Source organism: Exiguobacterium sp. JMULE1 (genome assembly GCF_013337175.1).
Lineage (GTDB): Bacteria > Bacillota > Bacilli > Exiguobacteriales > Exiguobacteriaceae > Exiguobacterium_A > Exiguobacterium_A indicum.
Genome location: NZ_SGWC01000002.1, coordinates 2,314,516 through 2,328,758, shown reverse-complemented (window position 1 = coordinate 2,328,758; position 14,243 = coordinate 2,314,516). Strand labels below are relative to the sequence as shown.

The following is a 14,243-nucleotide window of genomic DNA, read 5'->3' as shown; positions in this document are numbered from 1 at the left end:
AACTTAATACCGAAACTCTTATCGAGAGTGGTGGAGGGACTGGCCCGATGAAACCCGGCAACCGCGGATCTAATCCGAAGTGGTGCTAATTCCAGCAGACAAAAGTCTGGGAGATGAGAGCAAATGGTTTTGTGTACTGAAAAGTGCGCGCGTTTGCTCTAAAACGCGCGCACTTTTTTTATTTTAGGAGGGACAGTTGTGATTCGTTTACAAGACGTAGGAAAGATTTATCGCTCAAAGCGCGGAGCGGTCGAAGCCGTCGCGAATGTCGATCTGACAATCGAGCGCGGTGAAATTTTTGGAATAATCGGTTATTCCGGAGCAGGGAAATCGACCCTGATCCGATTACTGAATATGCTCGAAGCACCAACGAGTGGTTCGATCCAAATCGATGGTGTTGAAATGACATCACTAAAACCTAAGGAATTACGAGGCGTCCGCAAGAATGTCTCGATGGTCTTCCAACACTTCAACTTACTATGGTCACGGACGGTTGAAGAGAACATCATGTTCCCACTCGAGCTCGGTGGCTTCCCGAAAGCACACCGCAAGGAACGGGTAGCGGAACTGATCCAACTCGTTGGTTTGGACGGACGCGAAAAAGCCTATCCGTCACAATTATCCGGTGGTCAAAAACAACGTGTCGGTATCGCTCGGGCACTGGCATCGAACCCGGACGTTCTCTTATGTGACGAGGCAACAAGTGCACTCGATCCGAAGACGACGGACTCAATCCTTGAGTTACTCGTCGACATCAATGAAAAACTGAAACTGACGATCGTCTTGATCACACACGAGATGCACGTCATTCAAAAAATCTGTCACCGGGTCGCCGTCATGGAAGCCGGTAAAATCGTCGAGCAAGGACCGGTCGCAGAAGTCTTCCGTCATCCGAAGCAAGCGATGACGAAGGAATTCGTCAAACAATTAACTTCGCCGTCGGAGAACGAGTTAACGTTCGCGAAACTACGCGAACGGTACCCAACCGGAAAAATCGTTCAGTTGACGTTCGTTGGATCGACAGCGGAAAGCCCGATCCTCGCGGAAGTCATGAAGGATTCACCGGTCCTGTTCAATATCATCGGCGGAAACGTCGGTCAATCGCAGGAAGGGGCACTCGGTACACTGTTCATTCAGTTGATCGGGGAAACAGAAGCAACACAAGCGGTCATCACGAAACTTCAAGCCAGTGATGTTGAAGTGGAGGTGGATCACCGATGATTTCATTCTTTGACAATCTAGATTGGGACATGGTGTGGGAAGCGACAGGCAGTACCGTCTATATGACGGCAATCGCTGGGGTTTCGACATTCGTCCTCGGTTTGATCATTGGTTTACTATTGTATGCGACAAACGAAGAGTTATTGTTCAAGAATCGGGCGTTCTATTCAGTGTTGAGCTTGGTCGTCAACGTCTTCCGTTCGATTCCGTTCATCATCTTACTGATCTTATTGATTCCATTTACGACGGCAATCGTCGGTTCGTTCCTCGGACCAACGGCAGCATTACCGGCACTGATTTTCGGTGCTGCACCATTTTACGGTCGGATGGTTGAACTCGCGTTACGCGAAGTCGATAAAGGTGTCATCGAGGCAGCCGAATCGATGGGCGCGACGAAGTTCCAGATCATCTATAAAGTCTTAATCCCGGAAGCGTTGCCTGCCATCGTTTCTGGTATCACGGTCACACTCGTCTCACTTGTCGGTTATACGGCAATGGCCGGAGTAGTCGGCGGAGGTGGACTTGGGGACATGGCCTTCATCGAAGGATTCCAGCGTTCTCAAAACGATGTCATCGTCATTGCAACACTCTTAATCTTAGCGATCGTCTTCGTCATCCAAATCATTGGTGACTTGCTGATCCGCGCAATCGATAAACGTTAATTCGAAACTTAATCATATTGGAGGAATCATTCATGAAAACTTGGAAAAAATTCGTAGGTACTGCTGCTGTATCCGTCTTAGCTATTAGCCTTGCTGCATGTGGCGAAAAATCATCAGGATCAGGTAGCGACGACAAAACACTCGTCGTTGGTGCTTCGAACGTACCGCACGCTGAGATTCTTGAGCACGTCAAAAAAGAATACGAAGCAAAAGGGTACAAGCTTGAAATCAAGAAGTTCCAAGATTACGTACTTCCGAACAAAGCGCTCGCTTCAAAAGAAATCGATGCGAACTACTTCCAGCACGTACCGTATCTTGAGCAACAAGAGAAAGAAAACAAATCATATAAGTTCGCGAACGCAGGTGGCGTCCACGTTGAACCACTCGGTATTTACTCGAAGAAATACAAGTCACTCGATAAGTTACCAAACGGTGCAACGATCTTAACGAGCTCAAACGTCGCGGAACGCGGTCGTGTCTTGACGTTCCTTCAAAATGAAGGATTGATCAAGCTTAAAGACGGTAAAACGACAGATGCACAACTCGGTGATATCGCGGAGAACCCGAAGAAACTCAAGTTCAAGACGAACATCGAAGCATCACTTCTTCCGCAAGCTTACAAAAACAATGAAGGCGACGCCGTCCTCATCAACACGAACTATGCGATCGATAACGGTCTGAACCCATTGAAAGACGCGATCGCTTCAGAAGATGAGTCTTCACCATACGTCAACATCATCGTTACACGTGATGGCGATGAGAAAGACAAGCGTGTCACAGCACTTCTTGACGTTCTGCACGAGAAGAAAAACCAAGATTGGATCCTCGACAAGTACAAAGGTGCTGTCGTTCCAGTCAGCAAATAAGTTCACCGAAGCCGGCATCCTTCCTATATAATGGAAGGATGCTTTTCATTTGTCTGAAACAGGGGTTAGGGGGAATCATATGCAACGCATACGTCAACTGCATCCGTTGACACTGGGGGTCTTGTTCGGGACGTTTTTCTCACGTCTCGGAACGTTCATCACGATGCCGTTCTTCGCCATCTACATGACGACTGTTCTAAAGTTTGATCCGGTCGATGTTGGCTGGGTGCTCAGTATTTCGGCGATCGCCAGTCTCGTCATGAGTTTCATCGGCGGTACCTTGTCGGACCGTTATGGACGGCGGGCGATGATGCTTGCCGGAACGATTGGGTTCGCGGTCGTCTTCATTGCGCTAGCACAAGTCGAGACGTTCTGGGCGTTCTTTACGCTTAGTGCCTTGAACGGTGTCTGTCGCTCGATTTTTGAACCATCCGCCCGTGCCTTGATCAGTGATACGACGGACGAAGCGAACCGATTGTTCGTCTTCAATATCCGTTACGCGATGATCAACATCGCAGCAGCGATCGGACCGGGAATTGCTTTACTGCTGAGTGCGGGGAACACGTCCGCGACGTTTTACATCACAGCGTTCGTCTATATCGTGTACGGGGGGATGATCGGTATCTTATTCAAACGCCATCCGATCACCGAGACGCATGGTGGGAAAAAGGTATCGTTCGGAGCAACGGTTCGTCTGTTGCGGACGGATATCGCTTTTACGCTGGCACTCGCTGGCATCATCTTCGGGGTTTTCGGCTACAGTCAGTTCAACTCGACATTGCCACAGTTCTTGACGGAAACGTCACTGCTTGAAGGCGGGAAGACACTCTATGCGATTTTGATCACGATCAATGCGATCACCGTCTTGATCGTTCAATATCCGATCATGAAGTTTGGTATGAAGACGTCACCACTCGTCTCGATCACGACCGGGATTGCGACTGTTGCGATCGGATTGTTCATCATGGGAAATGCGAACGCGATCTGGTTGATGATCGTCGCGATGTTCATCTTCACGTGCGGGGAAGTCATGATGTTCACGATGACCGACATCTTGACCGATCGGTTCGCCAAACCAGAATTACGGGGCAGTTATTTCGGGGCGATGGGCTTGACGTCGATCGGACAATCAATCGGTCCGATCGCCGGAGGACATTTGTTAAGTTTATATGGAGCGGACCGTCCGTTACCGATTTTCGGGATATTAGCGGGCTTGACATTATTCGGAATACCACTGCTCTTACTGTCACAACGGATTCATCGGGCTTCGACGATCGAGGAACTCGAGGAACCGGTGAAACTTTCGAATGATTCTCAACAAAACGCATGATTTTGAGAAAAATCAACGAGCGATGACGCTTGAATAATACGCGATGTTTCTTTAAGATTAGAATGATACTAAATTAGTAACGCTCGTGTTCTGAATCGTCAGTCACGAAATGAATAGATGGAGGGATTCTAACATGAAGGCTTCACACTTGAAGATTGAAGATCTACACGTCGCGATCGACGGCAAGGAAATCTTGAAAGGCGTCAACTTGGAAATCAAAGGCGGGGAAATCCACGCGGTCATGGGACCAAACGGGACAGGTAAATCAACACTCGCATCAGCATTGATGGGTCACCCATCGTACGAAGTGACATCTGGTTCAGTCACACTCGACGGCGAAGACGTCCTCGACATGGAAGTCGATGAGCGCGCACAAGCGGGTATGTTCCTCGCAATGCAGTACCCAAGCGAAATCAGTGGTGTCACGAACTCAGACTTCCTTCGTTCAGCGATCAACTCGCGTCGTGAAGAAGGCGATGAAATCTCACTCATGAAGTTCATCCGTGAGCTTGATTCACAAATGGGTCTTCTCGAGATGCCTTCAGAAATGGCACACCGTTACCTCAACGAAGGTTTCTCAGGTGGAGAAAAGAAACGTAACGAAATTCTTCAGATGATGATGCTTAAACCAGCGATCGCGATTCTTGATGAAATCGATTCAGGTCTTGATATCGATGCATTGAAAGTCGTCGCAAAAGGTGTCAACGAAATGCGTTCACCAGAATTCGGCTGCTTGATCATCACGCACTACCAACGTCTCTTGAACTATATCGAGCCAGACTTCATCCACATCATGATGGGCGGAAAAATCGTCATGTCTGGTGGTAAAGAACTCGCACACCGTCTCGAAGCAGAAGGTTATGACTGGGTTAAAAAAGAACTCGGCATCGAAGACGTCGAAATCGAAACAAAAGCGTAAGACGAGGGAGGAAGCATGATGACTGTAGAACTGAATCTTGCAGTAAATCGCGAGGCAGTGGCAGAACGTGCGACTCGCTTAGGGGAACCATCTTGGATGGTCGCAAAGCGTCAAGACGCGCTTGATCTTGCCCCAACGCTCGCATTGCCAAAAGTAGAAAAAATCAAGATCGAAGGCTGGAACTTCACAGAAGGTACGACGGAACTCGAAACCGTCACTGGTCTTTCTTCAGATATCGAAGCATTGATCGGCGAAAACCGTGATCACATGCTCGTCACGCGTAACGGACAACTCGTCCACGCGCAAAACAGTGAAGCGGCGAACGGCGTCATCTTCACGACGCTCGAAGACGCATTAAAACAACACCCAGAACTCGTCGAGAAATACTTCATGACGGAAGGTGTTCAAGTTAACGAAGATCGTCTTGCGGCATTAAACGCAGCACTTCGTAACGGCGGTACGTTCCTTTATGTACCAAAAGGCGTTAAGCTTTCTGTACCGATGCAAGCGATCTATACGCTTGAGCAATCAGGTGCAGCGCTTTACCATCACGCGATCATAGTCGCAGATGCGGACAGCGAATTGACGTATATCGAAAACTTCGTCTCTTATGGTGACGAAGCGCATAACGTCAACGTCGTCACAGAAGTCTTCGTTGAAGACAACGCAAAAGTCCTCTTCGGTGGTGTCGACACGCTATCAAAAGGTGCCATCACGTATATGAACCGTCGTGGTGTCGTCAAACAAGGCGCGAAGCTCGAATGGGCACTCGGTCACATGAATGACGGTCACACGGTTACAGAAACAAAAACACACCTCGTCGGAAACGATTCGTTCTCAGATACGAAAGCCGTTACGGTCGGTCGTGGAGAGCAAAAACAAAACTTCAACGTCCGGACGGACCACTTCGGTAAAGGATCAGAAGGTTTCATCTTGATCCACGGTGTCCAAAAAGATGCAGCAACATCGATCTTCAACGGAACGTCGATGATCCATCACGGCGCTTCGAAATCAAACGGCGTTCAAACGGAACGTGTCCTCATGTTGTCTGAAAAGGCACGTGGTGATGCGAACCCAATCCTCTTGATCGATGAGGATGACGTCATGGCAGGACACGCGGCATCTGTCGGTCGTGTCGATGAACTACAACTCTACTACTTGATGAGCCGTGGCCTTTCACGGAAGGAAGCAGAACGCCTCGTCGTTCACGGATTCCTCCAGCCAGTCGTCTCGGAACTTGCGATTGACTCGGTGAAAGAACGTCTCGTTCAAGTCATCGAAGGGAAAGTAAACTAATATGGGAATCGATGCATCCATCCGCAATCAGTTTCCGATCCTCGACCAACAGGTCAACGACCGGAAACTCGTCTATCTCGATAGTGCGGCCTCTTCGCAGAAGCCGCTCGTCGTCATCAATGCGATTGACGACTACTATAAGACGATTCATTCGAATGTGCACCGTGGCGTCCATACGCTCGGAACACGAGCGACGGATGCGTACGAAGGTGCGCGTGAGAACGTTCGTCGTTTCATCCAGGCGCAACACCATGAAGAAATTATCTTTACCCGCGGCACGACGACGGCAATCAACATCGTCGCGTCTAGCTACGGCATGGAGCATGTCGAAGAAGGCGACGAAATCGTCGTCACGTACCTCGAACACCATGCGAATCTCATTCCGTGGCAACAAGTCGCTAAACGCAAAAAAGCGAAGTTGAAATACGTTGATTTGACAGCGGATGGTCGCGTGACGGTCGAAGCGGTCGAAGCACAACTGTCTGACCGGACGAAGATCGTCGCGATGGCACACGTCTCGAACGTTCTCGGTACGATCAATCCGATCAAAGAAGTCGCTCGTCTTGCGCACGCTCGTGGTGCCGTCATGGTCGTCGATGCTGCGCAAAGTGCGCCACACCAACGGATTAATGTCACGGATCTCGACTGTGACTTCCTCGCTTTCTCCGCACACAAGATGTGTGGTCCGACAGGCGTTGGTGTCCTTTACGGGAAAAAGGCATTACTCAATGCGATGGAACCGGTCGAATTCGGTGGTGAGATGATTGATTACGTTGGTCTTGAAGAGTCGACGTTCAAACCGTCTCCATATCGTTTCGAAGCTGGTACACCGATCATCGCAGGCGCTGTTGGTTTATCGGCAGCGATTGATTTCTTAGAAGAGATTGGTTTAGAGAACGTCGAAGCACACGAACGTGAACTCGCGCAGTACGCGATGGCACAAATGCGTGACATCGACGGACTAACGATCTACGGTCCGGAAGAACGCGTTGGACTCGTCACGTTCAATCTCGGTGATGTCCATGCACATGACGTCGCAACCGTCCTTGATATGCAGGGAATCGCGGTTCGTGCCGGTCACCATTGTGCACAGCCCTTGATGCGTTGGCTCGGAGCGAGCTCGACGGCTCGCGCTAGCTTCTATCTCTACAACACGAAAGAAGAGGTTGACGCACTCGTGACAGGACTTCGCCAAACGAAGGAGTATTTCAGTCATGGATTTTAACAATCTCGATCACTTGTATCGTCAAGTGATCATGGATCACTATAAAACTCCCCGAAATCGCGGTGCGATCGAGGGGGGCGTCACGATCGACATGAACAATCCGACGTGCGGCGATACGATTCGTCTCCAGCTCGCGATTGAAGACGATGTCGTCCGTGATGCGAAATTTGACGGGGAGGGCTGCTCGATCAGCATGGCGTCTGCTTCAATGATGACGCAACTCGTCAAAGGTAAGACTATCGAAGAAGCCTTACGACTCGCGGATATCTTTTCGGACATGGTCCAAGGAAAAGACTATGACGACGAATCGTTCGACCTCGGGGACGTCGAGGCACTCTCGGGTGTCACGAAATTCCCGGCACGGATCAAATGTGCGACACTTGCCTGGAAGGCGCTCGAACGCGGCGTAGAAGAAGGGAAGTAAACTTCGGTCACAAGCAAGTAAGAGGAGGAAATGAACATGGCAAAGAACATGCCGGAAATTGGCGATTATAAATATGGCTTCCACGATCGCGATATCTCGATCTTCCGTTCTGGACGTGGCTTGACGACTGAAGTCGTCGAAACGATCTCAAAAATGAAGGAAGAACCACAATGGATGCTTGATTTCCGTTTGAAATCACTTAAGATCTTCAACGAACAAGCGATGCCAGCGTGGGGTGGCGATCTCTCAGAATTGAACTTCGACGACATCACGTACTACGTCAAGCCGTCTGAACGGGCAGAGAAATCGTGGGATGAAGTACCAGAAGAAATCAAACGTACGTTTGACAAACTCGGTATCCCAGAAGCAGAGCAAAAATACTTGGCAGGTGTCTCGGCTCAGTACGAGTCAGAGGTCGTCTATCACAACATGAAAGAAGACCTCGAAGAAATCGGTGTCGTCTTCAAAGATACAGATACAGCGTTAAAAGAGAACGAAGATATCTTCCGTGAGTACTTCGGAAAATTAATCCCGCCAACAGACAACAAGTTCGCAGCTTTGAACACAGCGGTCTGGTCAGGTGGATCGTTCATCTACGTACCAAAAGGTGTTAAAGTCGACACGCCGCTTCAAGCCTACTTCCGCATCAACTCGGAAAACATGGGTCAATTCGAGCGGACGTTGATCATCGTTGATGACGAAGCATCGGTTCACTACGTCGAAGGATGTACAGCACCGGTCTACACAACGAACTCGCTTCACTCAGCGGTCGTTGAGATCTTCATCAACAAAAACGCTTACTGCCGTTACACGACGATCCAAAACTGGGCGAACAACGTCTACAACCTCGTTACGAAGCGCGCGATCTGTGAAGCTGGCGCAACGATGGAATGGGTCGATGGTAACATCGGTTCGAAACTGACGATGAAATACCCAGCCGTCATCCTCAAAGGTGAAGGTTCACGTGGTATGACATTGTCGATCGCAATCGCTGGTAAAGGTCAACACCAAGATGCGGGTGCGAAGATGATTCACTTAGCACCGAACACGTCGTCGACGATCGTCTCGAAGTCGATCTCAAAACACGGTGGGAAAGTCACGTACCGCGGTATCGTCCACTTCGGACGGAAAGCGACAGGCGCACGTTCGAACATCGAATGTGATACGCTCATCATGGATAACCAATCGACGTCGGATACGATTCCGTACAACGAAATCCTCAACGATAACATTTCGCTCGAGCACGAAGCGAAAGTCTCGAAGGTCTCGGAAGAGCAATTGTTCTACCTCATGAGCCGCGGGATTTCACAAGAGGAAGCAACGGAAATGATCGTCATGGGCTTCATCGAGCCGTTCACGAAAGAACTTCCAATGGAATATGCGGTCGAAATGAACCGTCTCATCAAGTTCGAGATGGAAGGTTCAATCGGATAATTCGTCTTACTCTCTCATCTACGGATGGGGGAGTTTTTTCATGAAATGGTTATTCGGGTAAAGAGTGAAAAAGGAGGGATTACTATGCGTGACATCGTCTATTCCTTTCAAGTCTCGCTTGACGGTTATATCGAAGATGCGTCAGGTAGGATCGATTTCGCTTCACCGGACGCAGAATTACATCAGTATTTCAATGACTACGAGAAAGCGTTCGATACCCATGTCTATGGACGTCGTTTGTACGAGATGATGCAATACTGGGAGACGGCGGATCAGGAAGACGAGCCGATTGTCGTTGAGTATGCGAAAACCTGGCAATCGCTTGAGAAGGTCGTCTTCTCTCGGACGCTCGACGCTGTCGAAGGAAAGACACGTCTAGCGACCAAGTCACTTACCGAGGAACTTCAAGCACTAAAAGCCTTGCCTGGAAAACAGATTGCGATCGGTGGGGCGACGCTTGCTGCTGAAGCGATACGACTTGGACTCGTCGACCGTTATCATATCGTGATTTATCCTGTTCTGCTCGGCGGTGGAAAACGGATGTTTCCGGTGTTCGATCAACCGCAACACTTAAAAATGATCAAAACACAATACTTCGAATCGGGATGTATCATACTTGAATATGAACGTTTAAATTGAAGCATTGAAGAAGAAATCCCGGATTCTGCTATGCTATGATGAATAGGTAGAATAGAACACGTAAGGGGGAGGAGCGCATGATATATATCGGTGTTACGGGCTGGGGAGATCATGATAGTCTCTACTTGACCCCGCAAGATCGTAAGGAGAAGCTCGCCGCTTATGCGGGACATTTTCCAGCAGTCGAGGTCGACTCGACGTTCTATGCGATTCAACCGGAACGAAACTACGAAAAATGGACATCCGAGACACCGGACGGGTTCCGCTTCATCGTCAAGGTCCACCGGGCGATGAGTGGACATGACCGGGAGAATAAAGATCCGCTCGGTCCGATTTTTGAACAATATATCGCGTCGATCGAACCGATGCGAAAGAGTGGAAAGATTGCGGCGATCCTCGTGCAGTTACCGCCCTGGTTCGATGTCAGCAAAATGCACTTGGAGTATTTGCAAACGATCCGAAAATCACTTGCTGGACTGCCGGTCGCGATTGAGTTCCGAAATCCATCGTGGTATTCGGAAGCTTATCGTGAGCGGACGCTCCGATTTTTGAAGGAACATCAGTTTATTCATACGATTTGTGACGAACCCCAGACCGAAGATGGTTCCGTACCATTCGTACCGGTCGTGACGCAGGAGACGGCATTCATCCGCCTTCATGGACGAAATAAAGCGGGTTGGTTAAAGAAACCGGGTCAAAGCAGCGACGATTGGCGAAAAGTCCGCTGTCTCTATCGGTATTCAGAAGACGAGTTACAGGAACTCGCAAGCCACGTCCGAAACGTAGCAGCGGAAGCAAAGGATGTCTATGTCTTCTTCAATAACAACTCAGCAGGAGATGCTGCCCCGAATGCGAAACAATTAATCGAGATTCTCGATCTCGACTATGAACTGGCGCCGCGACAAATCTCATTGTTTTAAATCATCAAGGGGGGCTTCTGCATGAAGTTACACATCATTCACTATAATGATTTGCATTCACACTTCGACATGTGGCCTCGCTACATGTCCTTCGTCAAGGAACACCGGACGTATGATTCGCTCGTTTTTGATCTCGGCGATCATGCTGACCGTGTTGATCCAGCGACGGAAGCAACAAAAGGAAAAATCAATACGCATCTACTGAATGCGTTGATGCCGACTGCCGTGACGATCGGGAACAATGAAGGCATCACGTTTCCGCACGACTGGTTAGCGAACCTCTACACGGAAGCGGACTTTCCGGTCCTCGTCTCGAATTTAGAAGCACCGTTTGCCAAGCAAGGAGTCATTCACGAATTACCGACTGGAAAAGTCGGCGTCTTTGGTCTGACGGCACCGTATATCGAACTGTACGGTTTACTTGGTTGGACGATCGAAGAACCGTTTGACGTCGCGGCGCGTGAAATCGAACATTTGCGTCAAGAAGTCGACGTCTTGATTTGTTTGAGTCACCTCGGTTTCTATCAAGACGAAGAACTCGCGATGCGTTTTCCAGAACTGGATTTGATCATCGGTGCGCATACGCACCATGTCCTTGATGACGGTGTCGTTAAGAACGGTGTCTTAATCACCCAAGCCGGTAAACATGGGCAGTATGCGGGTGAAATTTATATGAATACGGATACGGGAGAGAAGGAAGCGGTCCTTCATTCCTTACACGATTACGTCGAGGACGAAGCGACGGCGAAATTACTCGACCGCGAACAGTATCTGGCGGAACAACAGATGAAGGAGCCGATTGGCGAGACATCGGGTCTAGCCAATGATTGGTTCAGCGAGTCGCCGTTCTCACAATTGCTTGTCGAGACGATGCGTGATTGGTGTGATGCGGATATCGCTTGTGTCCCGGCAGGTATTCTGCTTGGGTCACTTCCACCAGGTCCTGTCTCTGCCTTTGATTTACATCGACTCTGTCCGCACCCGATCAATCCTTGTAAAGTGACGATGACCGGAGTGGAATTACAAACTTTCCTCGACGAAGTCAAAACAGATCAGTTCGAACAACTAAAGGTTCGAGGTCTCGGTTTCCGTGGTAAGTTGATGGGGCGGATGCATTATGCTGGTTTGGCGGCACATCAACCGCTTGAGCCAACGCGAAACTATACGGTCGTCTTGCCGGATATGTTCACGTTCGGTCCACTCTTTCCAGCAATCAAAGAAATGCCAAAAGAATATTTCATGCCGGAATTGTTACGGGATTTGTTGTTCGAACGCTTATCGGAGAAGTCGGAATATAATGAATTACATGTTCGCAAACCCTGATTGTTTGTTATACTAAAGCAGACATGAATTGACTTTTTGGGGATGAAGGGGGAAGCGAAACCATGGGACGCGGAGAAATCCAACGTAAACCGGAATGGTTGAAAATCAAGCTGAATACGAATGAAACCTACACAGAATTAAAAAGTATGATGCGCGAGAAAAAGCTACATACTGTCTGTGAGGAAGCAAAGTGTCCGAATATCCACGAGTGTTGGGCGGTACGCCGGACGGCGACGTTCATGATTCTCGGAAGTATCTGCACACGTGCGTGCCGTTTTTGCGCCGTGACGACAGGACGCCCAAACGAACTCGATCTTGAAGAACCAAAACGTGTCGCGGAATCCGTTCGTTTGATGAACCTGAAGCACGCGGTCATCACAGCGGTTGCCCGTGACGATCTGAATGATTTCGGAGCAGGCGTTTACGCTGAAACCGTCCGTGAAGTTCGTCGGATGAATCCAGAGACATCAATCGAAGTCTTGCCTTCAGATATGGGTGGGAACTTTGAGGCATTGAAAACGCTGATTGATGCACAACCAGACATCATGAACCACAACATCGAGACGGTCCGCCGTCTGACACCGACCGTTCGTGCGAAAGCGACATACGACCGGACGCTTGAATTCCTTCGCCGTTCGAAGGAACTCGCACCTGAAATTCCAACGAAGTCGAGCTTGATGCTTGGTCTTGGTGAGACATGGGAAGAGATTCTTGAAACGATGGATGATCTTCGCGCAAATAACGTCGACATCATGACAATCGGTCAGTATCTCCAACCGACGAAAAAACACCTCGACGTCATCAAATACTATACACCACAAGAGTTCGCTGAACTGAAGCAGATCGCGCTCAGCAAAGGATTCTCGCACTGTGAGGCAGGTCCACTCGTTCGTTCGTCGTATCACGCGGATGAGCAAGTCAACGCAGCGAAAAAGAATAAAACAGCACTTCCGATCGACTAACGATCAAAAACCGTTCGAGCAGTTGCTCGGACGGTTTTCGTCTGCCAGGCGAAATGGAATATGCTATGATAAGAACAGCAGGAGGTGGGAATAATGATACAAGTCAATCGGGAACGTTATGAGGTCGTCGAAGAGAAGCGGGAAGGTTTTAATGAGGAAGCCTTCATCGGTCGTTTTAGCGATGTCCTAGAGAAATATGATTATATCGTGGGGGACTGGGGGCACGGTCAATTACGGCTACGTGGCTTCTATGAGGATCAACACGAGAAAGCGACATTCGATACGAAAATTTCGCATGTGGCGGATTATCTCTACGAATACTGTAACTTCGGATGTGCCTACTTTATCGTCAAGAAGATCGGATTGGTAGAAGGAGAAGAAGCACCACCTCGCTTCGACGGTTCTTCATCCAATACGTTGAAGTTGAAACGGAAGTTCGCACCTGCACCAGAGAAGACGGAAAGCGAGTAATCAAACTGTCATACAGAAAAGCGTTTCTAGTGGACGGAATTCGGCTATTACTATAAGTATCATGTACCTATAGGGGGAACCATCCATGCGAATCGTTGGAATTTACTCATCCGTACCAGAAGTCGTTAGTGCAGTGCACGATCTCCGTGTTGCCGGTGTCGTCTCGACTGATTTAAAAGTCTTAGCACACGACAAATACGATCTCGAACAAATCGAGGAACTAGCGGATTTGAACAACCAACAGACATCTACGCGTCTGTCACAGGAAGATCATCGTAATCTATGGCAGGAAATCAAGAGCATCTTCAAAAAAGATGACACGGCTTCCCACGGAGATGCTATTCGTGGAAGTGGCTTGACGAAGGAAGACGTCGATCGTGCGAATCATGCGGTCGAAAGCGGTCAATTCGTATTACTCGTCGGTGACGAAGCGGATCAGCATTCGGAGCGTCGTGCCCATGACGAGTCAGACAATACGAACGTCTTCAGCGGACCGAACACATTAAATGAACGAAACGATCGTCTCTTATAAGAAAAAGCCTTCGTCCACG

General features: G+C 49.1%; 15 protein-coding genes and 1 riboswitch. All 15 genes read left to right on the top strand.

Going from position 1 to position 14,243, the window contains the following annotated elements; translation table 11 throughout:
- The first annotated feature begins 15 nt into the window (after positions 1-15).
- A riboswitch (SAM riboswitch) is annotated at positions 16-120 on the top strand.
- 78 nt (positions 121-198) lie between these two features.
- The 15 genes from EXW93_RS12430 to EXW93_RS12360 all read left to right on the top strand — a co-directional run bounded on the left by EXW93_RS12430 (position 199) and on the right by EXW93_RS12360 (position 14,224).
- On the top strand, positions 199-1,221 hold the full coding sequence (locus tag EXW93_RS12430; RefSeq protein WP_023469162.1) for a methionine ABC transporter ATP-binding protein: 1,023 nt from the start codon (positions 199-201) through the stop codon (positions 1,219-1,221).
- A complete protein-coding gene (locus EXW93_RS12425) occupies positions 1,218-1,883 on the top strand; it encodes a methionine ABC transporter permease (protein WP_023469161.1) in 666 nt (221 codons plus the stop codon). Before EXW93_RS12430 ends, EXW93_RS12425 begins: the two co-directional genes overlap by 4 nt.
- Positions 1,884-1,915: 32 nt before the next feature.
- Entirely contained in the window at positions 1,916-2,749 is an 834-nt protein-coding gene (locus tag EXW93_RS12420) for a MetQ/NlpA family ABC transporter substrate-binding protein (protein ID WP_023469160.1), read from the top strand.
- A gap of 79 nt (positions 2,750-2,828) precedes the next feature.
- Positions 2,829-4,079: an MDR family MFS transporter gene (locus EXW93_RS12415; RefSeq protein ID WP_174316520.1), complete on the top strand. Its 1,251-nt coding sequence runs from the start codon at positions 2,829-2,831 to the stop codon at positions 4,077-4,079.
- A 133-nt stretch (positions 4,080-4,212) separates the two neighbouring features.
- Positions 4,213-4,998, top strand: coding sequence for a Fe-S cluster assembly ATPase SufC (gene sufC / locus EXW93_RS12410; RefSeq protein WP_023469158.1), 786 nt, complete (start codon positions 4,213-4,215; stop codon positions 4,996-4,998).
- 18 nt (positions 4,999-5,016) lie between these two features.
- Positions 5,017-6,294, top strand: a complete 1,278-nt coding sequence (gene sufD, locus EXW93_RS12405; RefSeq protein ID WP_023469157.1) for a Fe-S cluster assembly protein SufD — start codon at positions 5,017-5,019, stop codon at positions 6,292-6,294.
- A gap of 1 nt (position 6,295) precedes the next feature.
- Positions 6,296-7,519: a cysteine desulfurase gene (locus tag EXW93_RS12400; RefSeq protein WP_035396382.1), complete on the top strand. Its 1,224-nt coding sequence runs from the start codon at positions 6,296-6,298 to the stop codon at positions 7,517-7,519.
- Entirely contained in the window at positions 7,509-7,943 is a 435-nt protein-coding gene (gene sufU, locus EXW93_RS12395; RefSeq protein WP_023469155.1) for a Fe-S cluster assembly sulfur transfer protein SufU, read from the top strand. The genes EXW93_RS12400 and sufU overlap by 11 nt, the downstream gene beginning before the upstream one ends.
- Before the next feature lie 36 nt (positions 7,944-7,979).
- Positions 7,980-9,377, top strand: coding sequence for a Fe-S cluster assembly protein SufB (sufB, locus tag EXW93_RS12390; RefSeq protein WP_023469154.1), 1,398 nt, complete (start codon positions 7,980-7,982; stop codon positions 9,375-9,377).
- Between the two features lie 84 nt (positions 9,378-9,461).
- Positions 9,462-10,016 carry a dihydrofolate reductase family protein gene (locus EXW93_RS12385; protein ID WP_023469153.1) on the top strand — a complete coding sequence of 185 codons (555 nt, stop codon included), beginning with the start codon at positions 9,462-9,464 and terminating at the stop codon, positions 10,014-10,016.
- Between the two features lie 77 nt (positions 10,017-10,093).
- Entirely contained in the window at positions 10,094-10,936 is an 843-nt protein-coding gene (locus EXW93_RS12380) for a DUF72 domain-containing protein (RefSeq protein WP_174316519.1), read from the top strand.
- A 21-nt stretch (positions 10,937-10,957) separates the two neighbouring features.
- On the top strand, positions 10,958-12,259 hold the full coding sequence (locus EXW93_RS12375; RefSeq protein WP_035396386.1) for a bifunctional metallophosphatase/5'-nucleotidase: 1,302 nt from the start codon (positions 10,958-10,960) through the stop codon (positions 12,257-12,259).
- Positions 12,260-12,321: 62 nt separating this feature from the next.
- Positions 12,322-13,221: a lipoyl synthase gene (gene lipA, locus EXW93_RS12370; RefSeq protein ID WP_023469150.1), complete on the top strand. Its 900-nt coding sequence runs from the start codon at positions 12,322-12,324 to the stop codon at positions 13,219-13,221.
- A 93-nt stretch (positions 13,222-13,314) separates the two neighbouring features.
- Positions 13,315-13,692, top strand: a complete 378-nt coding sequence (locus tag EXW93_RS12365; protein WP_023469149.1) for a YutD family protein — start codon at positions 13,315-13,317, stop codon at positions 13,690-13,692.
- Positions 13,693-13,777: 85 nt separating this feature from the next.
- Positions 13,778-14,224 (top strand): general stress protein, encoded by a 447-nt coding sequence (locus tag EXW93_RS12360; protein ID WP_023469148.1) that lies wholly within the window; start codon positions 13,778-13,780, stop codon positions 14,222-14,224.
- Positions 14,225-14,243 lie beyond the last annotated feature (19 nt).

What these genes read in the sequence shown, in the direction of transcription:
- EXW93_RS12380 (WP_174316519.1), top strand. Translation starts at nt 10,094, where the DNA reads ATGATATATATCGGTGTTACGGGCTGGGGAGATCATGATAGTCTCTAC.
- EXW93_RS12385 (WP_023469153.1), top strand. Translation starts at nt 9,462, where the DNA reads ATGCGTGACATCGTCTATTCCTTTCAAGTCTCGCTTGACGGTTATATC.
- EXW93_RS12375 (WP_035396386.1), top strand. Translation starts at nt 10,958, where the DNA reads ATGAAGTTACACATCATTCACTATAATGATTTGCATTCACACTTCGAC.
- sufD (WP_023469157.1), top strand. Translation starts at nt 5,017, where the DNA reads ATGACTGTAGAACTGAATCTTGCAGTAAATCGCGAGGCAGTGGCAGAA.
- EXW93_RS12400 (WP_035396382.1), top strand. Translation starts at nt 6,296, where the DNA reads ATGGGAATCGATGCATCCATCCGCAATCAGTTTCCGATCCTCGACCAA.
- EXW93_RS12360 (WP_023469148.1), top strand. Translation starts at nt 13,778, where the DNA reads ATGCGAATCGTTGGAATTTACTCATCCGTACCAGAAGTCGTTAGTGCA.
- EXW93_RS12365 (WP_023469149.1), top strand. Translation starts at nt 13,315, where the DNA reads ATGATACAAGTCAATCGGGAACGTTATGAGGTCGTCGAAGAGAAGCGG.
- sufB (WP_023469154.1), top strand. Translation starts at nt 7,980, where the DNA reads ATGGCAAAGAACATGCCGGAAATTGGCGATTATAAATATGGCTTCCAC.
- lipA (WP_023469150.1), top strand. Translation starts at nt 12,322, where the DNA reads ATGGGACGCGGAGAAATCCAACGTAAACCGGAATGGTTGAAAATCAAG.
- EXW93_RS12425 (WP_023469161.1), top strand. Translation starts at nt 1,218, where the DNA reads ATGATTTCATTCTTTGACAATCTAGATTGGGACATGGTGTGGGAAGCG.
- sufC (WP_023469158.1), top strand. Translation starts at nt 4,213, where the DNA reads ATGAAGGCTTCACACTTGAAGATTGAAGATCTACACGTCGCGATCGAC.
- sufU (WP_023469155.1), top strand. Translation starts at nt 7,509, where the DNA reads ATGGATTTTAACAATCTCGATCACTTGTATCGTCAAGTGATCATGGAT.
- EXW93_RS12420 (WP_023469160.1), top strand. Translation starts at nt 1,916, where the DNA reads ATGAAAACTTGGAAAAAATTCGTAGGTACTGCTGCTGTATCCGTCTTA.
- EXW93_RS12415 (WP_174316520.1), top strand. Translation starts at nt 2,829, where the DNA reads ATGCAACGCATACGTCAACTGCATCCGTTGACACTGGGGGTCTTGTTC.